Source organism: Streptomyces sp. SP18BB07 (assembly GCF_036322545.1).
Lineage (GTDB): Bacteria > Actinomycetota > Actinomycetes > Streptomycetales > Streptomycetaceae > Streptomyces > Streptomyces deccanensis.
The window spans coordinates 47,771-71,344 of record NZ_JAQYWT010000284.1 but is presented as its reverse complement, the minus strand read 5'-3'; the positions used below and the strand labels follow the sequence as shown (position 1 = coordinate 71,344).

The 23,574-nt window shown below is 71.3% G+C and carries 24 protein-coding genes; 6 read left to right on the top strand and 18 right to left on the bottom strand.

All coding sequences use genetic code 11. The annotated features are described in order from the left end of the window. Positions 1-46: 46 nt before the first annotated feature. From PUR53_RS15535 to PUR53_RS15510, 6 genes are all read right to left on the bottom strand, one after another. Positions 47-307, bottom strand: a complete 261-nt coding sequence (locus PUR53_RS15535; RefSeq protein WP_329898158.1) for a hypothetical protein — start codon at positions 305-307, stop codon at positions 47-49. Positions 308-377: 70 nt separating this feature from the next. After that, positions 378-1,352, bottom strand: coding sequence for a phosphotransferase family protein (locus PUR53_RS15530; protein ID WP_329908618.1), 975 nt, complete (start codon positions 1,350-1,352; stop codon positions 378-380). A gap of 138 nt (positions 1,353-1,490) precedes the next feature. Next, on the bottom strand, positions 1,491-2,453 hold the full coding sequence (locus tag PUR53_RS15525; RefSeq protein ID WP_329908616.1) for an NAD(P)-dependent alcohol dehydrogenase: 963 nt from the start codon (positions 2,451-2,453) through the stop codon (positions 1,491-1,493). Between the two features lie 48 nt (positions 2,454-2,501). Beyond that, on the bottom strand, positions 2,502-2,633 hold the full coding sequence (locus PUR53_RS15520) for a hypothetical protein (RefSeq protein ID WP_329898008.1): 132 nt from the start codon (positions 2,631-2,633) through the stop codon (positions 2,502-2,504). Positions 2,634-2,667: 34 nt separating this feature from the next. Further along, complete coding sequence (locus tag PUR53_RS15515; protein ID WP_329898007.1) at positions 2,668-3,141, bottom strand: cupin domain-containing protein; 474 nt, start codon at positions 3,139-3,141, stop codon at positions 2,668-2,670. 123 nt (positions 3,142-3,264) lie between these two features. Beyond that, positions 3,265-3,843, bottom strand: a complete 579-nt coding sequence (locus tag PUR53_RS15510; protein WP_329898006.1) for a YceI family protein — start codon at positions 3,841-3,843, stop codon at positions 3,265-3,267. Between the two features lie 101 nt (positions 3,844-3,944). On the opposite strand from PUR53_RS15510, the gene PUR53_RS15505 reads away from it, so the two are divergent. The 5 genes from PUR53_RS15505 (at position 3,945) to PUR53_RS15485 (ending at position 9,504) form a co-directional block, all read left to right on the top strand. Then, the gene (locus PUR53_RS15505; RefSeq protein WP_329908615.1) at positions 3,945-4,802 is read left to right on the top strand and encodes a helix-turn-helix domain-containing protein; all 858 of its coding nucleotides are present in this window, start codon (positions 3,945-3,947) and stop codon (positions 4,800-4,802) included. Between the two features lie 155 nt (positions 4,803-4,957). Further along, positions 4,958-5,452 carry an FBP domain-containing protein gene (locus PUR53_RS15500; RefSeq protein WP_329908614.1) on the top strand — a complete coding sequence of 165 codons (495 nt, stop codon included), beginning with the start codon at positions 4,958-4,960 and terminating at the stop codon, positions 5,450-5,452. 103 nt (positions 5,453-5,555) lie between these two features. Then, positions 5,556-6,812, top strand: coding sequence for an FUSC family protein (locus PUR53_RS15495; protein WP_329908612.1), 1,257 nt, complete (start codon positions 5,556-5,558; stop codon positions 6,810-6,812). Positions 6,813-6,891: 79 nt separating this feature from the next. After that, a complete protein-coding gene (locus PUR53_RS15490; protein ID WP_329898002.1) occupies positions 6,892-8,079 on the top strand; it encodes a hypothetical protein in 1,188 nt (395 codons plus the stop codon). A gap of 168 nt (positions 8,080-8,247) precedes the next feature. Continuing rightward, positions 8,248-9,504, top strand: a complete 1,257-nt coding sequence (locus tag PUR53_RS15485; RefSeq protein WP_329908611.1) for a lactonase family protein — start codon at positions 8,248-8,250, stop codon at positions 9,502-9,504. Here the strand turns inward: PUR53_RS15485 and PUR53_RS15480 are convergent. Both PUR53_RS15480 and PUR53_RS15475 read right to left on the bottom strand, forming a co-directional pair. After that, on the bottom strand, positions 9,472-10,197 hold the full coding sequence (locus PUR53_RS15480) for a DUF2470 domain-containing protein (RefSeq protein WP_329898000.1): 726 nt from the start codon (positions 10,195-10,197) through the stop codon (positions 9,472-9,474). The genes PUR53_RS15485 and PUR53_RS15480 overlap by 33 nt on opposite strands. Before the next feature lie 118 nt (positions 10,198-10,315). Then, entirely contained in the window at positions 10,316-10,924 is a 609-nt protein-coding gene (locus PUR53_RS15475; RefSeq protein WP_329897999.1) for a TetR/AcrR family transcriptional regulator, read from the bottom strand. Between the two features lie 118 nt (positions 10,925-11,042). On the opposite strand from PUR53_RS15475, the gene PUR53_RS15470 reads away from it, so the two are divergent. Continuing rightward, the gene (locus tag PUR53_RS15470) at positions 11,043-12,524 is read left to right on the top strand and encodes a cytochrome P450 (protein ID WP_329908610.1); all 1,482 of its coding nucleotides are present in this window, start codon (positions 11,043-11,045) and stop codon (positions 12,522-12,524) included. Here the strand turns inward: PUR53_RS15470 and PUR53_RS15465 are convergent. The 10 genes from PUR53_RS15465 to PUR53_RS15420 form a co-directional block, all read right to left on the bottom strand. Beyond that, a complete protein-coding gene (locus tag PUR53_RS15465) occupies positions 12,492-13,331 on the bottom strand; it encodes a pentapeptide repeat-containing protein (RefSeq protein ID WP_329908609.1) in 840 nt (279 codons plus the stop codon). The genes PUR53_RS15470 and PUR53_RS15465 overlap by 33 nt on opposite strands. Positions 13,332-13,367: 36 nt before the next feature. Continuing rightward, entirely contained in the window at positions 13,368-14,111 is a 744-nt protein-coding gene (locus PUR53_RS15460; RefSeq protein ID WP_329897996.1) for a PIG-L deacetylase family protein, read from the bottom strand. A gap of 40 nt (positions 14,112-14,151) precedes the next feature. Further along, positions 14,152-15,453 carry an alpha/beta fold hydrolase gene (locus PUR53_RS15455; RefSeq protein WP_329898157.1) on the bottom strand — a complete coding sequence of 434 codons (1,302 nt, stop codon included), beginning with the start codon at positions 15,451-15,453 and terminating at the stop codon, positions 14,152-14,154. Positions 15,454-15,599: 146 nt separating this feature from the next. Further along, on the bottom strand, positions 15,600-16,625 hold the full coding sequence (locus PUR53_RS15450; protein ID WP_239759276.1) for a LacI family DNA-binding transcriptional regulator: 1,026 nt from the start codon (positions 16,623-16,625) through the stop codon (positions 15,600-15,602). 113 nt (positions 16,626-16,738) lie between these two features. After that, positions 16,739-18,163, bottom strand: a complete 1,425-nt coding sequence (locus tag PUR53_RS15445; RefSeq protein ID WP_329897995.1) for a BNR repeat-containing protein — start codon at positions 18,161-18,163, stop codon at positions 16,739-16,741. A 62-nt stretch (positions 18,164-18,225) separates the two neighbouring features. Next, the gene (locus PUR53_RS15440; protein ID WP_030043960.1) at positions 18,226-18,546 is read right to left on the bottom strand and encodes an L-rhamnose mutarotase; all 321 of its coding nucleotides are present in this window, start codon (positions 18,544-18,546) and stop codon (positions 18,226-18,228) included. A gap of 52 nt (positions 18,547-18,598) precedes the next feature. Further along, a complete protein-coding gene (gene rhaS / locus PUR53_RS15435; protein WP_239759274.1) occupies positions 18,599-19,681 on the bottom strand; it encodes a rhamnose ABC transporter substrate-binding protein in 1,083 nt (360 codons plus the stop codon). 68 nt (positions 19,682-19,749) lie between these two features. Beyond that, the gene (locus PUR53_RS15430) at positions 19,750-20,781 is read right to left on the bottom strand and encodes an ABC transporter permease (protein WP_329897994.1); all 1,032 of its coding nucleotides are present in this window, start codon (positions 20,779-20,781) and stop codon (positions 19,750-19,752) included. Beyond that, entirely contained in the window at positions 20,774-21,814 is a 1,041-nt protein-coding gene (locus PUR53_RS15425) for an ABC transporter permease (RefSeq protein WP_329908608.1), read from the bottom strand. Before PUR53_RS15425 ends, PUR53_RS15430 begins: the two co-directional genes overlap by 8 nt. Continuing rightward, on the bottom strand, positions 21,811-23,328 hold the full coding sequence (locus tag PUR53_RS15420; protein WP_329897992.1) for a sugar ABC transporter ATP-binding protein: 1,518 nt from the start codon (positions 23,326-23,328) through the stop codon (positions 21,811-21,813). The genes PUR53_RS15425 and PUR53_RS15420 overlap by 4 nt, the downstream gene beginning before the upstream one ends. Between the last annotated feature and the right edge of the window lie 246 nt (positions 23,329-23,574).

Sequence of the window (23,574 nt, the reverse complement as noted above, 5' to 3'; positions counted from 1 at the left end):
CAGGTCTTTGCGGGGAGCACACGGCCGAGGGGCCGGCGGGCATGGGTCAGCCGGAGGGCTCGTCGGGTACGGGCTGCTCGGGGTTGGCGGAGCCCGATCGCGGGGCGCCCTGCCGTCCGGTCCCGGCCTCGTCCGTGTCGGGCACGTCGGTGGCCTCGTCGCCGGTGTCCTCGTCCCGCTCGTCGTCGGCGGCACGCGTCGGGGCCGCCTCCCACGGGTCCTCGCCCTCGGTCACCTGCTGGTCGGGCATGTCCCTCGGTATGGGGTCCGGGTGCTCGCCGGGACCCTCCAGGCGGTGTTCGTCCACGGCGTGCTCCTTCCTGCTGTCGTGCACCGCGCGCGGGTACCTCGACCTGATCGGCTCAAACCACGAGGTGTCAGGCGCTCTCGGCCAGCTCGTCCAGGGCGGCCGTCAGGTGCGGTGCCACCCGCTCCCGCCGCCATGCGAGGTCCTCGCCGTCGATGGCGCGCGGCACCGTCTCCACCAGCATGATCAGGTCGAGGTAGCTGCGGTAGAGGGCGTACCGCCGGGCAGCCGACGGCGTGAACTCGGCGACGCCGCACGCCTCTTGATACCCGGTCATGAGGTCGGTGTCGTGCCGGACGTCCCCCAGCAGCGCCAGCGAGACGAAGTCCGCGACCGGGTCGCCCCAGAACATGCGCTCGCCGTCGATCAGGCCGCCCACGCGCGCGGGATCGCCGCGCTCCACGAGGATGTTGCCCGGCCACAGGTCGAAGTGGACCAGTCGCGGCACGGTCACCTCGTCGAGGGCGTCGTACGCGGACTTCGCTGTTCGGGCCACCTCGTCCAGGGGGCGGGGCAGCCAGGCGCCGAACCGGTGGGCGTCGTCGAGGACGGCCTCGTACATGGTGGTGAACGCGGTGCGCCAGTCGGGGGCGAGGGGGCCGAGGGCGCCGGTGGGGTAGCCGTAACCGGGGCCGGTCACCCGGTGCAGCCGGGCGACCAGGCCACCCAACTCCCGTCGCAGCGCTGCTTCCCGGCCGGTGGCCGGACCGTCCCAGCCGGTGCCGGGGCAGTGGGTGAGGAGGAGGTGGCGGCCCGCCGGTGCGCTCTCGTCGAAGGCGGCCCCGACCACGCGGGGGGCGGGGACGTCGACGGTCGCGGCGGCCCGGCAGAACGCGGCCTCGGCGCCGAGGAGCTCGCGCTCGTGGGCCAGACCGGGTGTGGTGGGCGGCGGGGGGATCTTGAGGACGAGCCGGGTGCCATCGGTGAGGCGCAGTTCCTCGACCGTGTTGTACGTGCCGCCGGTGAGCGGCCTCCGTTCGGCGAGGCTCTCGGGCGGCAGCCCCGCCGCCGTGAGGGCCAGCCGCGCGCGTTCCGTTCCGTCCACTGCGATCCCCCTCGTCGACCTGCGCGTGTGGGCCCACTCTGCCAGGTGGGCGTGCAGGAAGTCCGCGTCGGGTGCGTCACAGCCGAAGTAGCGGACGGCGGGGGCGAGTTCGGCAATCCAGCCCTGTGGTACCAGGCGCTAAACGAGGCGGATGACGCGCTTGCCTCGGGCATGGCCGGTTTCGGTGGCTCGGTGGGCGTCCTGGATCTCGTCCAGGGGATACACGCGCTCGATCACCGGACGCAGGTCTTTCCTGTCGACGTGATCGGCGAGGGTCTCCAGGTCCGCGCGGCGGGGGCTGGCCACGATCAGGCGTACGCGCGGACCGGGCAGGACGGTGGACAGCAGGGCGAAGGGTATGGCGTCGGCGGTGGGCGAGGCGATGCGACCGCCGGGGCGCAGGGCGCGCCGGTAGTCGCGGACCGAGGACCCGTGACAGTCGAGGATGGCGTCGAACTGCCCTTTGAGGGCGCTCGGCGGGGTGGTGGCGTAGTCCAGGGCCACGTCGGCGCCGAGTTCGCGGCAGAACGGGGCGTTGGCGGCTCCGGCGATGGTGGTGACGTGGGCGCCCCAGGCGTGGGCCAGCTGGACCGCCGTACTGCCGACGCCGCCGCTCGCGCCGACCACGAGCAGCCGTTGGCCGGAGCGCAGGCGCAGGGTGTCCCGCAGGGCGCGCAGTGCGGTGATGCCGACGGCGGGCAGGGCGGCGGCTGCCACCAGGTCCGTGCCACTGGGGGCTGTGCTCATGGCCTGGGGTTTGGCCAGGATGTATTCGCCGGCCGCGCCCGTCCGTCCCGAGACATCGCTGAGGATGCCCCACACGTGTTCGCCCACCGTGACGTCGGTGACCTTGCTGCCGAGTGCGACCACCTCCCCGGCGAAGTCGCCTCCGGTGCCTTTGGGAAAGCGTCGCCCGGATATCAGACGCAGCCCGCCGGAGCGGATCTTCACGTCCATCGGGTTGACGCTGGATGCGTGGACCCGAACGAGCACCTGGCCCGGCCCGGGGGACGGACGCGGAACGTCACCGACGGAGAGCACCTCGGGGCCTCCGTAACGGTCGTATCGGACGGCGCGCATCATCAGCTGGTCAGACGACATGGACGGGCTCCCTGGCGGGCATGGTCGTACCTCTTTCGTCAGGCGTGGTCAGGAGTAGGAGACGGCGATCTTGTTGGCGTAGACCTGCCGTGAACGGTCAGCCGGGCATCGCCTTGGGGACGCGTAGACCTCCGCGTGGTGCAGTACAGGCAGTTCCACCACACCGGATGTCGTCGCCATGATCGAGCCCGGCGAGCGTCGACGACACTCGTGATCAGTACGTCGGGGGGACGGGGGGCGGGTTGCCGTGGATCACGAAGCCGTACTCCTCCATGAGGCTGTGCGGGGCGTCGCTGCGCGAGTCGGTGGCTCCGGCCTCGTGGAAGTAGCCTTCGATGGCTCCGGGGTTGCACATGACGAGGAGTTCCGCGGTCGATGTGATGGCCTGGTAGCTGTGGGGGACTGATCGGGGCCCCCAGACGAAAGCGCCGGGCTCGGCCTCGTACACCTCGCACTCGTCGAACGAGGTCGATCCGACCCAGAACCGGACGCGGCCGGACAGGATGATCCAGCTCTCGTCCTCCCGGCTGTGGGTATGCAGGGGCGGCGCCTGGTCGGGGCGCGCGATCTGACGCGTGACGCTGACCAATCCGCTCGTCTCGGCGTTGCTCACCACCTGTTCGACCACGTTCATGTGGTAGCTCCAGGTGGTGCCGTCGCCTGGATTGCGTACAAGGGCACTGCTCATGTGCGGTCCTCCTCCCGACGTGGGGCCCGAGGTCGTCGGTCCCCTCGTCGAAGTCGCATGTGGTGGGGTGCGTCGATCGTCGTGCCCGCGCGAACGCCCTGCGGTGCGCGGCTCGTTGCTTGGTCAGGCGTCCTGGGTCCGCGGGCCGGCGAACTGCATGTCCAGGCGAATCTTGATGACCTCACCCAGGAGCCCGGGGAAGAAGTCCAACCCGAAGTCGCCGCGCCGGATCTCGCCCGTCGCCTCGAACCCGGCGTGCTTCCTGTGATCCAGAGGGGAGTCCACCACCCCGCCGAACTCGACAGCGAGCGTGACCGGGCGGGTCACGTCTGCGATGGTCAGGTCCCCCGCCAACGTCCAGTCCTCACCGTCCCCGGAGATCCGCGTCGAGCGGAACGTCATCGTCGGACGCTTCTCCACATCGAGCAGCTCGGCCGAGCGGGTGTGCGCGTCGCGGTCGGCGTTCCCGGTGTCGATGGAGGCCAGGGCGATCTCGGAGGTCACCCGCACGTCGTCGAGGGTCTCACCGACGTACAGCCCGGCCGTGAACTCGGTGAACCGGCCGCGCACCTTGCTGATCCCGAGGTGGCGGATGGCGAAGTCGACCGATGAGTGGTGGGGGTCGAGTTCCCACTCGCCGGGAGCGAGGGGCAGCGCGGCGACGGACGTGACAGCTGTTTTCGCAGGGGGGTCATTGCTCATGCCCTCATCGTGCGGGCCCTGCGACGGGGGTGGGGAGACCGGCCGAAGGGTAGTAGTGACAGGGCCACCCTCCGCGCCGGGGCACGTTGTACGTTCGAGAGGTGAACGACAACGAGTTGGGCACCTTCCTGCGTACCCGCCGCGAAGCCCTCACCCCGGCCGAAGCAGGCCTGCCCGCGGGCTTTCGCCGTCGCACGCCGGGGCTGCGCCGCGCCGAGCTCGCCACCCTCGCCGGCATCAGTGTCGAATACCTCACCCGGCTCGAACAGGGACGGGACCGCAACCCCTCGCCCAAGGTCCTCGCCGCCCTCGGCGACATCCTCCAGCTGGCGACGGCGGACCGTGTGCTGTTGCACCGGTTGCTCAGGGAACACGGCGAGGACAAGGACTTGTGCAAGGCGGTCAACGCACCGCCGGAGCGCACGGTGCGCCCCACCCTGCGGGCACTCCTGGAGAGTCTGGAGCCCGCGCCGGCCGTCCTGCTCAACCGGATGGGAGACCTCGTGGCCTGGACACAGGGCTACGAGCGGTACGCCCGTCCACTCGGTCTGCTCGACGGCGACCCTCCCAACATGGTGCGGTACCTGTTCACCGACGACCGGGCCCGCGCCGTGTTCCCCGGGTGGGACCGGGTGGCCGACGAGCAGGTCGCCCATCTGCGCAACGAGTCCTCGCTGTACGACCCTCATGTCACCGCCCTGGCCGACGAGCTGACGGCGGCGGCCGGAGCGCCGTTCAGCGACCGGCTCGCCGCTGTTCCGGCCCCGCCCTCCCGTTTTGGGCTCGAGGTGGTCGAGCATCCCGAGGCAGGTCGCCTGCGTCTGTCGTTCGAGACGCTCGTGCTCGCGGACGAGGGCCGTCGCCTGGTGGTGCATCTGCCGGCCGACCAGTCCACGGCCACCGCGCTGGACCGTCTCAACGGCCGCAGGCCGGGAGCACTGCGAGCAGTGAGCGGCTGACCTTCGCCGGCGCACCACCGTCGCGCCGACCGAGCAGCCCCCGTCGAGCCCGAAAACCATTGGCCTCTCCCGACGATTCCTCGTACCTTAGGTGAAAACCTAGTGCTCCTAGGTTCTGATCCGATCGTCACCCCTCCCCGGAGAACAGGCCCGTCATGAAGACACTCACCGAGCAGGACATCCGCACCTCGTTCGTCAACTGCTCGAAGGGGGAGGCGAAGAGGATCTTCGTGCCCCGTGATCTGGAGCAGCGGTCGTGGGCGGATCTGGATTTCCTCGGCTGGCGGGATCCGGGGGCACCCGACCGGAGCTACCTGGTCGCCGAGCGCGAGGGAGGAGTCGTCGGCGTCACCCTGCGGCTTCCCTCCGCACGACGCGGGTTCCTGCACCGCAGCATGTGCTCGGTGTGTCTGACGACGCATCCGGGCGGCGGGGTCTCCTTGATGACGGCACGGAAGGCGGGCACGGCCGGGCGCGAGGGGAACTCGGTCGGCGTGTACCTCTGCGCCGACCTCGCGTGTTCGCTCTACGTGCGCGGCAAGAAGGCCCTCGACGCCGGAAGCCGGTTCGAGGAGAGCCTCACCGTGGAGGAGCAGATCGCCCGGACGGTGGGCAACCTGTCCGCGTTCCTGGAGAAGCTCTACGACTGAGCCCCCTGACCTCGTGGTCTCCCGACCTCGTCCCCCCTCACCCAGGTGACTACTGTCCTCGGTCAGGAGTTCGGTGGAGCGGCGGAAGGGGAACAGCGCAAGGATGCGAGACGTACGTGATGTGTGGGGCCTGATCGACACCCGAGTCGCGAAGTGGCGACAGGACCCGGTGATCGTCCAGTCGGTGCGGTCGGCGGCGGCCGCCACGGTGGCCTATGTGGTGGCGCTGCAGTTCAGCCCGGAGGCGGCGCCCCTGACGGCTCCGCTGACCGCGCTCCTGGTCGTGCAGGTGACCCTCTACTCCACCCTCACCACCGGTATCCGCCGGGTGAACTCGGTGGTCGCCGGCGTCGTCATCGCCATCGGCTTCAGTGTCCTGGTGGGCCTCACCTGGTGGAGCCTCGCCCTGATCATCCTGGCCTCGCTCGCGGTGGGGCATCTGGTGCGGGTGAGCGAGTTCGTGCCCGAGGTGGCGATCAGCGCGATGCTGGTGCTCGGCGTCACCCGGGTCGGTGACACGGCCTGGGCGCGGGTCCTGGAGACCCTGATCGGCGCGGTCGTCGGGCTCGCCTTCAACCTGCTGCTCGTTCCCCCGGTCTGGGTGGAGGCGGCCGGTGAGTCCATCGAGGACCTGGCCCGGCGGATGCGGCGGCTGATGATACGGGTCGGCGAGGAGGCCGCGGGCCGCACCCCGGTGGAGGCCGCGGCGGCTCGGCTCCACGAGGCCCGGGAGCTCGACTTCGACATCGTCGAGGTGGACGCGGCCCTCAAGCAGGCGGAGGACAGTCTGAAGCTCAATCCGCGCGTCCGGGAGGGCCTGCTGCACCGGGTGGTGCTGCGTACCGGCCTGGACACGCTGGAGATCTGCACGGTGGTCCTGCGGGTGCTGGCCCGCACCCTCACCGACCTCGCCAAGGAGCGGGAGCCGAGCCCGCTGTTCTCCGCGCAGGCGGGGGCCGCCATCGAGCGACTGCTCGCCGAGATCGGCGACGCGGTGGTCAGTTTCGCCGTGCTGGTCACCACCGACGTCAGCCGCAGCGCCGAGTCCGCGGAGGACCGGCTCGCCGCCGAGTTGTCGACGGCCGTCGCGACCCGCGACAAGCTCGCCCAGCTGCTCCTGGAGGACGTCCAGCGCGACCCGAGCCACTGGCAGTTGCACGGGGCGGTGCTGACGGAGGTCAACCGCATGCTGGACGAGCTGGACACCGAGCACCGGTCCCAGCGGCTGCTGGAGGAGCTCGACCGCTGCACGCGTGAACAGCGCGAGCGCTCCCCCCGGCTCACGCGTCTGCGCGACCGTGTACGCATCGTGCGCCCCCGTCGGCGGAACCGGTCCGACCTCGTCGGACGTGCTAAGTGACGCCGGACCGCAGGGGGTCGCAGCCGCGACGTCCTGCCGAAGGACCAGGCACGACATGACGACGAGGGGAGCGTACGGAATGGCCGAAGGCACCGTGCGGATCGACGGGACCACACTGCGTCTGCCGGGCGGGGTACGGGTGCGCTTCATCCGCACCCTGCGCCTGCCGGAGCAGGGCACGCACCAACTCCCGCCCGGTCTGGGCGACTTCCCGATCCGCCGGGTCGAGGACTATCCGCACACCACCTCCCCGGAGATGCGGGCACGCGGCGGCGTGATGCTCCCCGTGTATCTGCGCGAGGCGATGTGGCTGCACTTCGGCGGTTCCACGGAACCTGCCGCGCTCCAGGTCGGCGTGGGCAAGGTGTGCGCGGTGTCGGGCAAGCCGTGGACCGGCGCGCTCGCCCGTGATCCGCAGAACTACGTCGTGCTCCCGCGTCAGCCGTGGCTGGACGGCATCAACTCCGGCAAGGGCACGGTCAGGCAGTTCGTGGCTGTCCCCCTCGGGCTCGGTGCCACGGTCGAGGGCCAGGTCACCGGCGAGGAGGTGTTCGGCGGCGTGCAGTTGCAGTCGTTCCCGCTGAACGACGAGCAGTTGGCCGTGTGGCGCGGGGAGGAGCGGCTGCGGGCCGAGCGGGAGCGGGCGGTCGGCTCCGTCGGAGGGTACGGCGGCTACGGCGGCACAGGCCCGGTACCGATGCCGCCGCCGGGTGCCGTGCCGATGGCGCCGCCGGCCACCGGAGCTCCCCTGCCCCCCGCGCCGGGTGGCGCCCCGCTGCCGCCCGCGCCGGGTGGCGGGCCGATGCCTCCGGGAGCCGCGTACCCGATGGCGGCGGCGGCCGCGGCACCGCAGCGCAGTGCTCCGGCGGCCCCTCCCCGGGCGCCGGCGGCGATGGGTCTCGGGGTCGGCGGGTCGATGCGGCAGGAGGTCTACCGGGACACCTGGCCGCGCGGCAGCTGGGCCGAGCAGCCGGCCGGGCGGGTCTTCGTGCATCTGGTCACCCCGCCCGAGTGGCGCCGCATCACGGGGGAGGCGCCACCGCCGTCGCCCGTGGACCGCGCGGCGTACACCCGGGCCGGGCTCCCGTGGTTCGAGTACTACGACAACGACGCCCAGGATCTGGCCCCGGCCGACGCCCTCGGCACGGTGAAGCCCGTCGGTGACTGGCTCGGCGACGACCTCGATCCGTGGCAGGCACCCACCCCCGGCCAGGTCACGCCGCTCGGTGACGCTCCGGGCAAGCCGATCCAGGACGGCGACTGGTAGACGGCCGGCAGGAGAGACAGGCGACCGGGGGGGCCGGCCCCGACCGCCCGCGCACGGACGAACGGCGGGTGTCGCGCGGCGCGCGGCGCCCGCCTTCGGCTTTGCGCCGGGGCGCCCGTACCCGTCAAGGTGGTGGCGGCCGAGAGAACCGACACCCGAGGTGCACGAATGACGAGCGAGACGGTTGGGGACCGGGGCGGCTGGAGCAGGCGCCGCGCCCTGGGGCTGTTGGCGGGAGCGGTACCGGCTGCCCTGGCGGGCTGCTCGGGGTCCGACGGGACGGCCGGGTCCACGTCGTCCTCCCCCGCGTCGAACACCCCGACGGCCCCGTCGGCGGAGGCCGGCGCCGGGTCGGCCACCGAGTCCGCGACCGCCTCGCCCTCCCCCACCCGCACCGGGCCCCGGCCGCTCTACATCGGCGCGTACACCTCGGTCGAGGGCGGCGGCAAAGGCATCGGCATGGCGACGTACGACGCCCGGAGCGGCCGGGTCACCGGTGAGGGGACGATCAGCGGGGTCGGTGACCCGTCGTACCTCGCCGTGCACCCGGACGGCCGGACGCTGTACGCCGTGAACGAGCGGCCGGAGGGCGGGGTGACCGCCGTACGGCTGTCCGACCGCAAGGTCCTCGGCACCCGGAGCAGCGGCGGCGAGGCGCCCTGTCATCAGTCGGTGCACCCGAGCGGGCGATGGCTGCTGAGCGCGAACTACGGCTCGGGCAGTGTCGCCGTGCACCCCGTCGAGAAGTCGGGCGCGCTGGGCGAGCGCACGGACCTGGTGGTGCACCGGGCTCCGGCGCCGGGCCCCGGCCAGGACGGGCCGCACGCGCACCAGATCGTCACGAGCCCCGACGGCGGTCATGTCCTCGCCGTCGATCTGGGCACCGACACGGTCTACACCTACCGGCTGGACGAGTCCCGGGGCACGCTCACCGAGGTCTCCCGGGCGAGCGTCCGCCCCGGTGCGGGGCCCCGGCACCTGACCTTCCATCCCGAGGGCCGATACGCCTATCTCGCCAACGAGGTCGACAACACGGTCGTGGTCTGTGCCTACGAACCCGACCGCGGGCGGCTCTCGCCGGGCCCGCCGCAGCCCACGGGCACGGGGTCGGGCACCAACTACCCGGCGCAGTTCGTCGTGACGCCGGACGGCGCGTACGCGTACCTCGCCAACCGGGGGCACGACAGCCTGACGCGTTACGCGGTCGAGGCGAACGGCGCCCGGCTGAGGCTCCTGGACACCGTTCCGGTCGGCGGGGACTTCCCGCGCCAGATCGCCCTCTCGCCGGACGGCGGCCTGTTGTTCGCGGCGCTCCAGCGGTCGAGCGCGGTCAGCGTCTTCGAGGTCGACGCGGACAGCGGTGAACTGCGGCGCGCGGGCGCGCCGTTCGCGTCACCCGTCGCCGTCTGTGCGCTGCCGCTGTAGGGCGCGCGGGCAGGACGCGGCGCTCGCCCGCGAGAGCAGGATGTGCATCCGTTCGGTGAGCTGTGCCATGTCGTCGGCGGGTTTGTGGAACGTCAGGCGTACGTCGCCGTTGCCGCGGGCCCGCTCGATGCGCAGGGTCAGGCCGTGCCGGTCGACGGCGAGCGGCTGGACGCGTACGGCGCCGTGCAGGCTGTCGTGGGGGACGAGCCGGGTGAGGCGTTCGACGGCGTCGGGGTGGGCGTCGGCGAGGTGGGTCAGCAGCCGGGACTCGGCCGTGGCCAGGGGGTCCGGTGCGGCGGCGGCGAACTCGTCGAGGTCGACCACGACCGCCCCCGACGGCTCGCGCAGCACGATGCGGGTCGCCTTGAACTCCAGGTCGCCGCCCTTGGGCGCGAACCAGCCGGCGATCCAGAGCCGGGCCCGGATACGGTTGCGCACGGGGACGGGCGCGACATCGGCGAACTCCAGCACGGCGGACGGCTCGCCGCGCGGTGCGCAGATCGCGGCGGCGACGAGCGTACTGTCCTCGGGGACGCACAGGATCACCCGGCCGTCCTCCGTGACGCTGTGCGCGCCGACGAACTCCTCGCGGCCGCCCTCTGCGGTCACCGCGCAGGACCACGCCGCCGCGAGCACCGAGCGGGCACGCTCCGCCGCGGCGGGCGCGGCCGTCCAGGTGTGACGGTCACCCATCCCAAACCTCCCTTAGGTAAGCCTTGCCTAACCTATCGAAGATCGGGGCGTACGCCAACCACCGTCCGGCAGTCCGTGGACTTTTCGTTCGCCGCGGCGAACCGGCCGGGGCGCCGGCTCAGGGCACGAGCACCCCGAACAGGGCCCGCGTACACAGGTCCCGCACCTGTTCCCGGGACAACTCCGAGCCCCTCAGCCACTCCAGGCAGACGGCCGTCGTGAACGACAGCCAGCCCCGCACGGCCAGCCGCATCTCCGGCCGCCCGTCGAGCGCCGCCGCGAACTCCGCGTCCGAGGCCAGGGCCGCCAGGATCTGGGCCTCCTGGACGGCCAGCGCCCGCTGGTAGACCTTGCGCACGGTCTGGTCCCCGGTGGCGTCGGAGCGATGGAAGGCCCGGAAGCCGTGGGCGTGCTCCTCGACGTACACGAGGAACGCGTCGAGCCCGTTGGCCAGCCGCTCGCGTGCCGAGTCCCCGGGGGCGGGGGTCATGATCCGCAGCATGCGCTCGCTCTCGCGCTCCACGACCGCCGCGAAGAAGACCCGCTTGTTCGGGAAGTAGTGGTAGAGCAGCCCACGGGAGACACCCGCGATCTCGGCCACCTGCTCGATCCACACGTCGTCGTACGGGCTCTCCGAGAAGAGCCGGGCCCCGACCGCGAGCAGTTGCTCCCGCCGCTCCTCGGTGCTGAGCCGGCGACGGGGGCGCTCTCCCTGCCTGGCTGCCATGCCGTCACTTTACTTGACGTGGGTTCAACAGCGGGACGAGACTGATGCCACTATTGAACCCGAGTACAACAGCCGCGCGGTGGCTTCGGCACGGCGTGCGCGCGAGGGAGATGTGGTCATGACGGCGACGACAGGCTCCACGGCGGTGAGGGGCTTCCGCAGCGCCGAGTTGGGCTGGCCCGAACTGCGCCGCATACCGCACCCGCCGTACCGGATCCCCGTCATCGGCGACGCGCTGGGCACGAACGTGCGGACACCGGTCCAGGAGTCCGTGCGCCTCGGGCGGCGGCTCGGACCGATCTTCCGGCGGAAGGCGTTCGGCAAGGAGGTCGTCTTCGTCGGGGGTGCCGCGCTCGCGGCCGAGATGGCGGACGAGTCGCGGTTCGCCAAGCATGTGGGCCTCGGCGTCGCCAATCTGCGCCCGGTGGCCGGGGACGGGCTCTTCACGGCGTACAACCACGAGCCCAACTGGCAGCTCGCCCACGACGTCCTGGCTCCGGGCTTCAGCCGGGAGGCCATGGCCGGCTACCACCCGATGATGCTCGACGTCGCCGAGCGGCTGATGGAGCACTGGGACCGGGCGGGCGCCGCCGGCAAGACCGTGGACGTGCCCGGCGACATGACCAAGCTGACGCTGGAGACGATCGCCCGCACCGGCTTCGGCCATGACTTCGGCTCCTTCGAGCGCGACCGGCCGCACCCCTTCGTCGCCGCGATGGTCGGCACCCTGACGTACGCGCAGCGCCTCAACGTCGTCCCCGACCCGCTGATGCCGCTGCTGCGAGGTGCCGCCCGGCGCAACCAGGCCGACATGGCGTTCCTGAACGAGACGGTCGACTCGGTGGTGCGGGCGCGGCAGGCGTCCGGTCGCGGTCGCCCGGGTGGCCGTGGTGACGGCGATCTGCTCGACCGGATGCTGGAGACGTCGCATCCGGAGACCGGGGAGCGGCTGTCCGCCGAGAACGTCCGACGGCAGGTCATCACTTTCCTGGTCGCCGGGCACGAGACCACGTCCGGCGCCCTGTCCTTCGCCCTGCACTACCTCGCCCGGCACCCCGACCTCGCGGCCCGCGCCCGCGCCGAGGTGGACCGGGTCTGGGGCAGCGCCGTACGGCCCGGCTACGAGCAGGTGGCCAGGCTGCGGTATGTGCGCCGGGTGCTCGACGAGGCGCTGCGGCTGTGGCCGACGGCGCCCGCCTTCTCCCGTGAGGCCCGCGCCGACACCGTGCTGGGCGGGATCCATCCGATGCGGCGGGGCGCCTGGGCACTGGTGCTGACCGCGATGCTGCACCGGGACCCGGGGGTGTGGGGCGCGAACGCCGACCGGTTCGACCCGGACCGCTTCGACGCGGCGGCGGTGCGCTCGCGGGCACCGCACACGTTCAAACCGTTCGGCACGGGGGCCCGGGCCTGCATCGGCCGCCAGTTCGCGCTGCACGAGGCCACGTTGGTGCTGGGCCTGCTGCTGCGCCGGTACGAGCTGAACCCGGAGCCGGGGTACCGGCTGCGGGTGGCGGAGCGGCTGACCTTGATGCCGGAGGGACTGCGGCTGCGCGTGGAGCGACGGTCACGTGGTCCAGTGACCGGGGCGGGTGACTGAGGTCGGCAGGCGGGTGCCGGCGGTGCCGCGTGCCGCGTTGAGCTGGGGCTGGGTGAGGAAGAAGGCGCCGGTCAGGTCCGCGTCGGTGAGGTCGGCGTCGCGGAGGTCGGCGCCTATCAGGTCCGCGCCGCGCAGATCGGCGCCGGTCAGGTCGGCGGCTATGAGGTAGGCGCCACGAAGGTCGGCCTCTCGCAGGTCGGCGCCCTTGAGGCGGGCGCCGATGAGGTCCGCTCCCCGCCGGTTCCGCTTGCGTCCGGCGCCCGCGCGCATGAGGTCGCTGACCTTCAGCAGCAGAGTGTTGACGTCCTGCCGGTGCGCGGCGACGTCCAGCTCCGCCAGCTCCTCGGCGGTCCGCTCGGTCAGCCGCTCGGTCTCGTCGAGCGCGCGGCGCAGGTCGGCGTACAGGGGGCGGGCGGCGAGGAGGGTCAGCGATTCGGTCAGGTACCAGAGCAGTTCGTGGAGTTGCCGGACGACCGGGAAGACGTCGAACATCAGCCGGGCGTGCTCGCGACCGCCCGCGCGCCAGCTCTCACCGCCGAACGTGCCCTGCGAGACCTTCTGCCCGGCGCCGAAGCAGTCGTAGACCGTGCAGCCGGTGAACCCCTCGCCCCTGAGGCGGTCGTGGACACCGCAGCGGAAGTCGTCCGCGAGGTTCCCGCACGGTGTGCCCGCCGCCTTGTCGACGGCGAAGTCCGCCGAGCGGGCGAAGGGCAGGGCGACACAGCACAGGCCGAAGCAACTGCCGCAGTCCGCGCGCAGCTCACTCAGGGCAAGCGGATCGAGGGCTTCTCCGGATCTCTGTTCCATACGGTTCACCCTAACGAGCCGCCGTCGCTCTCCCCGTCAGCGGGCGAACACCTCGAAGGCGACGGCCGGTCTGCCGCCGAACCGCTCCCCCGTCGTCCGGGCGAAGCCGGTGAGGAAGTCGCGCACGTACGTCTCGGGGTCGTCCTTCGTCAGCACTTCCAGATACGTGCGGTGTTCGAGGAGGGAGGCGACGGCGCGTTCCAGGCCGGGGCCGGCGTCGACCGCGTGGGTGGGGCTGGAGGAACCGGCGACGGCGACCCAGCGGACGCCGTCCCAGGGTTCCAGGCCCTGTTCGACGAGTTCGGGGAAGATCCAGCGGTTCCCGGCGTCCCCGGCGGCGTCGAGCGTGGCGCGGCCCACGGCCACATGGTCGGGGGTGTTCCAGGCGACGCCGCCCCAGGTGTCGCGGTGGTTGAGGGTGATGAGCAGTTCGGGGCGGTGCCGGCGGATCGCGGCCGCGATGTCCCGGCGCAGCGCGGGCCCGTACTCGATGACGCCGTCCCGGTGGTCGAGGAACTCGACCACCGACACGCCCACGACGTCCGCGCTCGCCCGCTGCTCCCGCTCCCGCAGCGGGCCGCACAGCGCGGGCTCCAGGGTGTCGATGCCGGCCTCGCCTCGGGTCGCCAGGACGTACGCGACCTCACGGCCCGCGTCGGTCCACGCGGCGATCGCCGCCGAGCAGCCGTACTCGAGGTCGTCCGGGTGGGCCACGACGGCGAGGGCGCGCCGCCAGTCGTCGGGCAGGGGCTTGAGCTGGTCCTGCTGCGGCTCGGTCATACAGGCACGGTAACCCCGGGCGTGGACGGCCGGCTCGTGTTCACTCCTCGTCGCGGGTCAGCGCCAGCAGCCGGTCCAGCACCCTCGGGCCCCCGGCGCGTACGCCGTCGTGTTCGAACTCGTCCGTGACCCAGGTGCGCAGGCCCCGGATCGAGCGGGCCGTCGCGAGGGAGTGGGCGGTGTCGACGTACATGTCGTCGTGGTAGATCGCGGCGGCGACCGGGACCTCGTTGACGGCGAGTCGCTCCGGGTCGTACAGGGGCAGCCAGCCCCTCTCCCGGGCCAGGTCCTCGGCGGTCTCGCGCAGCGGGCGCAGGGCGGGGTCGTTGTCGAACATCCAGGGGTGCACGGACTCTCCCGTGAACAGCACCGGTCCGTCGCCGGTCAGTGTCTTGGCGGCGTCGAACTGCGGGAGCCGCCCGCGCACCCGCTCCGCCGCCCAGCCCGTGGGCCCCGGGTCCTGGCCGTAGATGGCCTCGTGCAGGAGGGCGTAGAGGGGGTGGCCCGCGTACGACAGCAGGCCCTGGACCTCCTCCTGGAAGGCGTCGGAGAGGGCGGGGCCGCCGGGGGTCGGGACGAAGGCGTCCTCCAGCAGGAAGTGCAGCCGGTGGCTGCCGTCGCCGCGCCCGAGGAGGATGCCGAGGGACTGGAACGCCTCGACGGTGAAGCGGTAGCCGTTCGGCAGGACGACGTCGTGCTGGAGCAGGTGCTCCGCGATCCGCCGGGCCCGCTCGACGTCCTGCGGATAGCGGGCGTAGTGCGCGGCGACCTTGCGTTCGATACGCGGGAACGCGGCCTGGTAGACCTCCTCGGCGGTCGCGTCGAGGGAGGGCAGTCCGCCGGTGATGACGACGGTGCTCAGGCCCTCGGGCGCCTCGGAGAGATAGGTGACCGCGCAGAAGCCGCCGAAGCTCTGGCCGAGGACGGCCCAGGGGGCGCCGCCGGTGACCTCGGGACGGATGGCCTCGCAGTCGCGGACGATGGAGTCGGCGCGGAAGTGGGCCAGGTAGTCGGCCTGTTCGGCGGGGCCGCCGCGCAGCGGGAGGGTCTGGCGGTTGGCGGGGGTGGAGGCGCCGGTGCCGCGCTGGTCCAGGAGCAGCACCCGGTACTCCTTCAGGGCCCGGTCCAGCCAGGCCTCACGGCCGACGAAACGGTTCGCCCCGAAGCCGGGGCCGCCTTGCAGATAGACCAGCCAGGGCAGTTCGGCGTCCGCCTTGTCGCTCGCGACGACCTCGCGCGCGTAGAGCTCGATCCGCTCCCCCGCCGGGTGGTGGTGGTCGAGGGGGACGGTGAAGCGGCGGTCGGTGAGGACGACACCGGGCTGCCGGTAGCTGACGGACAACAGGGCTCCCTGAGCGGACGGATTCCAGGCCGTGGTCCAGTCCAGCACAGATTCTCCGCCCGGCCGACCCGGTGGATCAAGAAATTCTCGCTGAACCGGGGATCAGTACGCCGGCCGCCGTCGGCGCGCGGCTACTGAACGGGCGCTCAGCGCGCCGAGAGGCTGGAGCGCCGCACGACCAGTTCCGGCTGGAGGACGACCCGCCGGTGCTCGTGCGGGACGGTCGCGGTCTCGGCCTCGGTCTCCTCCAGCAGGAGTTCGGCGGCGAGGGCGCCCATGGTGACGGCGGGCTGCCGTACGGAGGTGAGGGGGACGGCGGCCGCGGCAGCGAACTCGATGTCGTCGTAGCCGACGATGGCGAGGTCGCCGGGGACGCTCACCCCGGCCGCGTACATGGCCTGGAGCACGCCGAGGGCGAGCAGGTCGTTGGCGCAGAACACGGCGGTGGGGCGGTCGGCGAGGCCGAGGAGACGGGCGCCCGCGTCCCGGCCGGCGGCCACGTCGAGGCGCTCGGTGGGCAGTTCCCGCAGGGCCTCGGGGCCGAGTCCCGCCTCCTGCAGGGCGTTCAGGGCACCCGTACGGCGGTCGCGGACCTGGTTGAGACCGGCCGGTCCGCTGACGTACGCGATGGAACGGTGACCCGCGTCCACCAGGTGACGTACGGCGAGGGCACCGCCGGCGACGTCGTCGACGGAGACCGAGCACTCGGTGGTGCCCTCGGCGACCCGGTCGACGAGGACGAAGGGGATGCCGTGGCGGCGGAACGCCGCGATGTTGCGTCCCGTGGCGTCGGCGGGGGTCAGCAGGACCCCGCGCACGCGCTGTTCGGCGAAGAGCGAGAGGTACTCGGACTCCTCCCCCGCGCTCTGCGCGCTGTTGCAGACCATCACACCGAGTCCGGCGTCGCGCGCGGCCCGCTCGGCACCGCGCGCGACGTCGACGAAGAAGGGGTTGCCCATGTCGAGCACGAGCAGCCCCATGATGCGGCTCCGCCCGGCCCGCAGCTGGCGCGCCGACTCGCTGCGGACGTAGCCGAGGCGGTCGATGGCGGCCAGCACACGGGCTCGGGTGCCGGAGGCCACCGAGTCGGGCCGGTTGATGACGTTCGAGACCGTGCCGACGGAGACTCCGGCGGCGGCGGCGACGTCCTTGATACCCACCGACTGCGACATCGGACGGGGACCTCCAGAAAGGTACGGAGCGGCGGGCATACGTTCACATTACCGCCGGGCCGCCGCGCGAACGGCCCGGTCAGGAGGTGGAACGTTACCCTCGTACGGGGGTGTCAGGCGGGCAGGGCGAAGTCGATCACGCGGAGCGCCGACGGTGTGGTGCCGCTCGACTTCACCTGGTACATCACGGACAGGACGTTGTCCTGGGCGATCCGGCTCTCGTCGAACACGACCTCACCGAAGGCGTTCAGCCCGGACCCGTCGAACAGGATCTTCCAGTCGGTGTGCCCGGAGGCCGCCGTGGCTCCGGCGATCCGGCCGAACGGGAAGAGCGCGTAGGCGTTGTTGTACTTGTCCATGACCAGCTTGGTGCGCTGGCTGGAGTTCAGCGGCACCGGTATCTCGGTCTTCGCCCAGGCTCCGGAGGAGCTCTTGCGGACGAGGAAGGCCCGGCCGTTGGCGGTGCGGTTGGCGACGTAGTTCGTGGTGCACTGGCCGAAGCGGCCGGGGACGTAGCTGATGATGGCGTGCGGTCGGCCGGCGGAGTCGGTCCACTGGCTCTCCTGGTTCATCAGGGAGTGGTCCGGGTTGAGCGCGTCCACGACGAGGCCGGCGTCGGTGACGGAGACCTTGTCGGAGCCACCGGTGGTGCCGACGACGGCGCCCGCGTTGTTGCGCCACGTGCGGCCCAGGTCGTCCGAGTAGACGTAGCCGGTGTCGTGGTTGGTGATGCCGCCGCTGTTGCACATCACGGCGTTGTTCTGCTCGCGCCAGGTGAACAGGGCGTGCAGGCGCCCGTTGCGGTCGTAGTCGATGCCGTGCAGGTACATGTTGCGGGCCGTCGAGGAACCGTGCTCGCTGGTGTAGGTGCCGGTGGAGGACGTCCACTCGCCGAGGTTGGTCCAGGAGGTGCCGTTGTACTCGGCGAGGGCGTTGCGGCCGTTGCCGGAGATGCCGGCGCGGTAGCTCAGCTGGAGCTTGCCGTCGGGCATCGAGACGAACTGGGGGTAGGTGAACTGCGAGGTGAGCGCGAGTCCGTCGAGGGTGGACTGCGGGGCGCCGAAGCGGCTCGTGGTCCAGCTCAGGCCGGCCGGGTCGTCCATGAGCCCGGCGACGGACTTGACGTAGGTGAAGCCGTCGCTGTGCGAGTCCATGTTCAGGTGGAGGCGGCCGTCGACCTTGGAGACCCCCATGGAGATGACGTTGTGGGAGTCGTTGTAGCGCAGCGTGTGGCCGACCTTGACGGTGGACCAGGTGCCGGAGCCGAGGACGCGGCGGCCGACGACGGCGTTGCGGTCGGCGGTGTACCAGACGGCGTACTGGTAGCCCTTGTAGGTCAGCAGGGCGTTCTTCTGGAACGCGTTGTTGTTGACCAGACCGTCGTAGGACACGAAGTAGATGGCCTGGCTGTCGAGCAGGGTGTTGCCGGTCTGGGTGACCGACGGGCCGGGGTCGGCGGCGCGGGCGGTGGCGGCGCCGAGGGCGGGGGTCACGACGGCACCGGCGAGTGCGGCACCGAGCAGCGTACGTCTCTTCATCTCGGGGGACTCCGTTGTCGAGCGAGGTGGGGAGGGGGGAGGGTGCTGCGTCGTGGGGGGTGTCAGGCGAGGTGGAAGACCTCGGTGAGCGGCTTCATGGCCTCGTCGGGCCGGGCGCCGTCGAGGGACTCGAAGAACGGCGCCATCTCCTTCTGCCAGCGGGCGTTGACCTCGGCGGCCTCCATGCCGGCGAGCGCGGCCTGGAAGTCCTCGGTCTCCAGGTAGCCGACCAGCAGGCCGTCGTCGCGCAGGAAGAGGGAGTAGTTGTGCCAGCCGGTGGCCGAGAGTGCTTCGAGCATCTCCGGCCACACGGCGGCGTGCCGCTCGCGGTACTCGTCGATCCGGTCCTGACGGACCTTGAGGAGGAAGCAGACGCGCTGCATGAGATACCGCTCCTGGGGGGGTGAGGGGGTGGCTGTAACTCGGCTGCGATGATCAGAAGTTGAACTTGTCGATGTTCTCCTTGTTGAACACCGTGGGCTTGCCGAGGCTGATGACGCCGTCCTTGCCGATGGTGTACTCGCCCATGTCACCGGCGGTGAAGGTCTCGCCCTCCTTGCCGGTGATCTGGCCGGAGACCAGCGCCACGGCGGTGCGGGCGGCCAGCTCGCCGAGCTTCGCCGGGTCCCACAGCTCGAAGCCCTCGACCGTGCCGTCCTTGACGTACTTGCGCATGTCGTTGGGGGTGCCGAGGCCGGTCAGCTTGACCTTGCCCTTGTACTTGGAGCCCGACAGGTACTGGGCGGCGGCCTTGATGCCGACCGTGGTCGGGGAGATGATCCCCTTCAGGTTCGGGTACTCCTGGAGCAGGCCCTGGGTCTGCTGGAAGGACTTCTGGGCGTCGTCGTCACCGTAGGCGACCTTGACGAGCTTGATGTCCTTGTACTTGGGGTCCTTGAGTTCGTCCTTCATGAACTCGATCCAGGTGTTCTGGTTGGTCGCGGTCTGCGCGGCGGACAGGATCGCGATCTCGCCCTTGTAGCCGATCTGCTCGGCGAGCAGCTGGACCTCGGTGCGGCCGAGGTCCTCGGCGCTGGCCTGCGAGACGAAGGCGTTGCGGCACTCCGGCTTGGTGTCGGAGTCGTAGGTGACGACCTTGATGTCGTTGCTCATGGCCTGCTTGAGCGCGGGGCACAGGGCGCCCGGGTCCTGCGCGGAGACGGCCATCGCGTCGACCTGCTGCTGGGTGAGCGTGTTGACGTAGGTGACCTGACCGGAGGTGTCCGTGGCGCTGGACGGGCCGACCTCCTTGTAGCTGGAGCCCAGCTCCTTCAGCGCCGTCTCGCCGCCCTTGTCCGCGGAGGTGAAGTACGGGTTGTTGACCTGCTTCGGCAGGAAGCCGACGGTCAGACCCTTCTTCAGTTCGGCGTTGGGGTCGGCCTTGCCGGTGGCCTGTGCCGAGGCGGAGTCGTCCTTGACGTCGCTCTTCGTGGTGCCGCCGCAGGCGGTGACGCCCAGGGCGAAGGAGGTGACGGCGGCGAGCGCCGCACAGGAACGGCGAAGGGTTGCCTTGCGCATGAGGGGTCCTTTGATACGGAGGGGCGGGCGGGTGTGCGGTGTACGGGTCGGCGGTGGGGGCCCAGCCGTCAGGGGGCTGGAGTGGGCGCCTTGGTGACCGGCGCCGAGGCGGCTCTGCGGCCGGCCCTGGCGACGGAGATCTGGCGTGCGACCCGGGGGCCGAGCACGGAGAGGACGAGCAGGACGCCGGTGACGACGATCTGCGACTGGGCGGAGACGTCCTGGAGGCTCATGACGTTCTGCAGGGTGCCGAGGAGGAACACGCCGGCGATCGCGCCGCCGAGGGTGCCCTTGCCGCCGTCGAAGTCGATACCGCCGAGCAGTACGGCCGCGACGACCGACAGTTCGAGCCCGGTGGCGTTGTCGTAGCGAGCGCTGGCGTAGTGCAGGGCCCAGAAGACGCCGGTGAGGGCGGCCATCAGGCCGGTCACCGTGAAGAGGATCAGCTTCTGCCGCTTGACGCGGATGCCGGCGAACCGGGCGGCCTCCTCGCTCGCTCCGGTCGCGAAGACCGAGCGGCCGAAGGGGGTGGCGTGCAGGGCGATCACGGCTATCACCAGCAGGACCAGGAAGGGGATGAAGGCCTGCGGGACGAAGCTGTCGCCGATCCGACCGGCCGCGAAGTCCAGGTACTGGGTGGGGAAGTCGGTGACCGCGTCGGAGCCGAGGACGATCTGCGCGATGCCCCGGTAGGCGGCGAGGGTGCCGATGGTGACGGCGAGGGAGGACAGGCCGAGCTTGGTGACCAGCAGGCCGTTGATCAGTCCGCAGACCACGCCGAGGGCCAGACAGATCGGGATGATCGTCTCGATGGTCATGCCCTGGTTCCACAGGGCGCCCATCACGGCTCCGGAGAGGCCGGCGGTGGAGGCGACGGACAGGTCGATCTCGCCGGAGACCACGAGGAGGGTCATCGGGAGGGCGATCAGCGCGATCGGCAGGGTGTTGCCGATGAGGAAGGACAGGTTGAGCGCGTTGCCGAAGCCGTCGACGGTGGTGAAGGACAGCAGGAGCACGACGATGAGGAGGGCGCCGACGGCGGAATCCCACCTTTTCAAGGCGGACCAGCGGATCGCACGCGACAGGGTGGAGTCAGCCATGGCGGGCGTTCCTCTTCTTCAGAGCGGTCGCCACGCGCACCGCGACCACGCGGTCCACGGCGATGGCGAGGATGAGCAGGATGCCGTTGATGGCGAGCACCCACACCGAGCTGACGCCGAGGGCGGGCAGCACGCTGTTGATGGAGGTCAGCAGCAGGGCACCGAGCGCCGCGCCGTAGACACTGCCGGAGCCGCCGGTGAAGACCACGCCGCCGACCACGACCGCGCTGACGACGGTGAGTTCGTAACCGTTGCCGGTGCTGGAGTCGACGTTGCCGAAGCGGGCGAGGTAGAGCGCGCCGGCGAGGCCGGCGAGGGCGCCGCAGAAGGTGTACGCCATCAGGATCCGCTTGCGGACCGGGATGCCGGCGAGGCGGGCGGCCTCCGGGTTGGAGCCGAGCGCGTACAGCTCGCGCCCGCTGCCGAAGTGCTTCAGGTAGTACGCCGTGGCCACCAGGACCGCCAGCGCGATCAGGGCGAGGTAGGGCACCGCGAAGATGCCGCCGGAGCCGAAGTCGATGAAGCCGTCGGGAAGGCCGGAGGCGACGATCTGGCGGGAGCCGACCCAGATGGAGTCGATGCCGCGGATGATGTAGAGCGTGCCGAGGGTGACGACGAGGGCGGGTACCTGGCCGAGGCTGACGAGCAGCCCGTTCAGCAGGCCGAAGCCGATGCCCATCAGGACCGCCAGGAGCACGGCCACGACCCCGTTGCCGCCGCCCTGGAGATACGTACCGGCGGCGAAGGCGCTGATGCCGAGGGTGGAGCCGACCGAGAGGTCGACGTTGCGGGTGATGACGACCAGTGACTGGCCGACGGCGACCAGCACCAGGATGGTTCCGTTGAGCAGCAGGTCCTTGATGCCCTGCTCGGTGAGGAACTCGCTGTTGCCCAGCTGGGTGACGACGATCATCACCAGGAAGACGACCAGGATGGCGAGTTCGCGCATCTTGAAGACGCGGTCCACCAGCCGGGTGCCGCTGGACTTGGGCACCTCGGTGACGGGGGTGTTCTGAGGGGCGGTCACCGTCATGCGGCGGCCCTCCCGGTGGCTGCGGCCATCACGGATTCCTCGGTGGCTTCGGAGCGAGGGATCTCGGCGGTGAGCCGGCCCTCGTGCATCACGAGCACGCGGTCGGCCATACCGAGGATCTCGGGCAGGTCGGAGGAGATCATCAGCACGGCCACGCCGTCGGCGGCCAACTCGCTGAGCAGACGGTGCACTTCGGCCTTGGTGCCGACATCGATGCCCCGGGTGGGCTCGTCGACGATCAGCACCTTCGGGCCGGTGGCGAGCCACTTGGCGAGGACGACCTTCTGCTGGTTGCCACCCGACAGGGTGTTGACGGTGTCGGCGATCCGCGCGTACTTGACCTGCAGCTTGACGGCCCAGTCGAGGGAGCGGCTGCGCTCGGCGCCCCGGTCCATCAGGCCCGCCTTGACGGTCGTCCTGAGTCCGGTGAGGCCGATGTTGCGCTCGATGGACATGTCCATCACCAGGCCCTGGGCGCGGCGGTCCTCCGGGACCAGGGCGAGCCCGGCGGCCATCGCGGTGGAGGGGGCGCCGTTGGTGAGCGCCTTGCCGTCGAGGGTGACCTCGCCCGCGTCCCAGCGGTCGACGCCGAAGACGGCGCGCGCGACCTCCGTACGGCCGGCGCCGACGAGGCCGGCCAGGCCGACGATCTCGCCCCGGCGGACGTCGAAGGAGACATCGGTGAAGACACCCTCGCGGGTCAGCCGGCGCACGCTGAGCGCGATCTCGCCCGGCTCGACCTCCTGCTTCGGGTACAGCTCGTCCAGGTCGCGGCCGACCATGCGGCGGACCAGGTCGTCCTCGGTCATGCCGTCGATCGGTTCGCTGGAGATCCAGGCCCCGTCGCGCAGGGTGGTGACGCGCTGGCAGATCTGGAAGATCTCCTCCAGGCGGTGGGAGATGAAGAGGACGGCCGAGCCCTGCTCGCGCAGCGTGCGGACCACACCGAAGAGCCGGGCCACCTCACTGCCGGTGAGGGCCGCCGTCGGCTCGTCCATGATCAGGACGCGGGCGTCGAAGGAGAGCGCCTTGGCGATCTCGACGATCTGCTGGTCGGCGATGGACAGGCCGCGCGCCGGGCGGTCGGGGTCGAGTTCGACACCGAGCCGCTGCATCAGCGCGAGGGTGGCCGCGTGGGTGGCCTTGTGGTCGATGCGGCCGAGGGCGCGCCGCGGCTGGCGGCCCATGAAGATGTTCTCGGCGATCGAAAGGTCGGGGAAGAGCGTGGGCTCCTGGTAGATGACGGCGATGCCCGCGTCCCGGGCGTCGGCCGGGCCGTGGAACACGGTGGGCTCGCCGTCGAGGAGCACCTGACCGGAGTCCGGTCGGTGCACCCCGGCGAGGCTCTTGATGAGGGTCGACTTGCCCGCGCCGTTCTCCCCGGCGAGTGCGTGCACCTCGCCCGGGAACAGTTCCAGGGACACGTCCCGCAGGGCGCGGACGGCACCGAAGGACTTGGAGACGCCCTTCAGAGCGAGAACGGGGGCCGGACCCTTGTCGGACCGGTGGGTCATGGGGGCTCCTCGACGACGGCCGGTGGCTAGCGGAGAAGCTGCCTCACTGCGTCGTGAAAGGTTTCAACTTGGTTGCCGGGACGTTAGGCACCGCACGCAGGTCACGTCAATGGGTTTCGGTCGAAAATTTTTCGATATGAGAGGTCACGACCGAGTCACGGAAAGCTGGCTTGACCTGGGGGGTTGACAGCCCGGCGCGCCGCTCATAGTTTCCCGTGCTGAATCGTTTCAGACATCAAAGCCGGT

Bases quoted from the DNA above. Each gene is read 5' to 3' on its own strand.
- PUR53_RS15470 (WP_329908610.1), top strand. From the start codon at position 11,043: ATGACGGCGACGACAGGCTCCACGGCGGTGAGGGGCTTCCGCAGCGCC.
- PUR53_RS15425 (WP_329908608.1), bottom strand. From the start codon at position 21,814: ATGACGGTGACCGCCCCTCAGAACACCCCCGTCACCGAGGTGCCCAAG.
- PUR53_RS15420 (WP_329897992.1), bottom strand. From the start codon at position 23,328: ATGACCCACCGGTCCGACAAGGGTCCGGCCCCCGTTCTCGCTCTGAAG.
- PUR53_RS15445 (WP_329897995.1), bottom strand. From the start codon at position 18,163: ATGAAGAGACGTACGCTGCTCGGTGCCGCACTCGCCGGTGCCGTCGTG.
- PUR53_RS15475 (WP_329897999.1), bottom strand. From the start codon at position 10,924: ATGGCAGCCAGGCAGGGAGAGCGCCCCCGTCGCCGGCTCAGCACCGAG.
- PUR53_RS15465 (WP_329908609.1), bottom strand. From the start codon at position 13,331: ATGGAACAGAGATCCGGAGAAGCCCTCGATCCGCTTGCCCTGAGTGAG.
- PUR53_RS15515 (WP_329898007.1), bottom strand. From the start codon at position 3,141: ATGAGCAGTGCCCTTGTACGCAATCCAGGCGACGGCACCACCTGGAGC.
- PUR53_RS15430 (WP_329897994.1), bottom strand. From the start codon at position 20,781: ATGGCTGACTCCACCCTGTCGCGTGCGATCCGCTGGTCCGCCTTGAAA.
- rhaS (WP_239759274.1), bottom strand. From the start codon at position 19,681: ATGCGCAAGGCAACCCTTCGCCGTTCCTGTGCGGCGCTCGCCGCCGTC.
- PUR53_RS15525 (WP_329908616.1), bottom strand. From the start codon at position 2,453: ATGTCGTCTGACCAGCTGATGATGCGCGCCGTCCGATACGACCGTTAC.
- PUR53_RS15480 (WP_329898000.1), bottom strand. From the start codon at position 10,197: ATGGGTGACCGTCACACCTGGACGGCCGCGCCCGCCGCGGCGGAGCGT.
- PUR53_RS15510 (WP_329898006.1), bottom strand. From the start codon at position 3,843: ATGAGCAATGACCCCCCTGCGAAAACAGCTGTCACGTCCGTCGCCGCG.
- PUR53_RS15460 (WP_329897996.1), bottom strand. From the start codon at position 14,111: ATGACCGAGCCGCAGCAGGACCAGCTCAAGCCCCTGCCCGACGACTGG.
- PUR53_RS15500 (WP_329908614.1), top strand. From the start codon at position 4,958: ATGAAGACACTCACCGAGCAGGACATCCGCACCTCGTTCGTCAACTGC.
- PUR53_RS15450 (WP_239759276.1), bottom strand. From the start codon at position 16,625: ATGTCGCAGTCGGTGGGTATCAAGGACGTCGCCGCCGCCGCCGGAGTC.
- PUR53_RS15485 (WP_329908611.1), top strand. From the start codon at position 8,248: ATGACGAGCGAGACGGTTGGGGACCGGGGCGGCTGGAGCAGGCGCCGC.
- PUR53_RS15440 (WP_030043960.1), bottom strand. From the start codon at position 18,546: ATGCAGCGCGTCTGCTTCCTCCTCAAGGTCCGTCAGGACCGGATCGAC.
- PUR53_RS15490 (WP_329898002.1), top strand. From the start codon at position 6,892: ATGGCCGAAGGCACCGTGCGGATCGACGGGACCACACTGCGTCTGCCG.
- PUR53_RS15495 (WP_329908612.1), top strand. From the start codon at position 5,556: ATGCGAGACGTACGTGATGTGTGGGGCCTGATCGACACCCGAGTCGCG.
- PUR53_RS15520 (WP_329898008.1), bottom strand. From the start codon at position 2,633: ATGGCGACGACATCCGGTGTGGTGGAACTGCCTGTACTGCACCACGCG.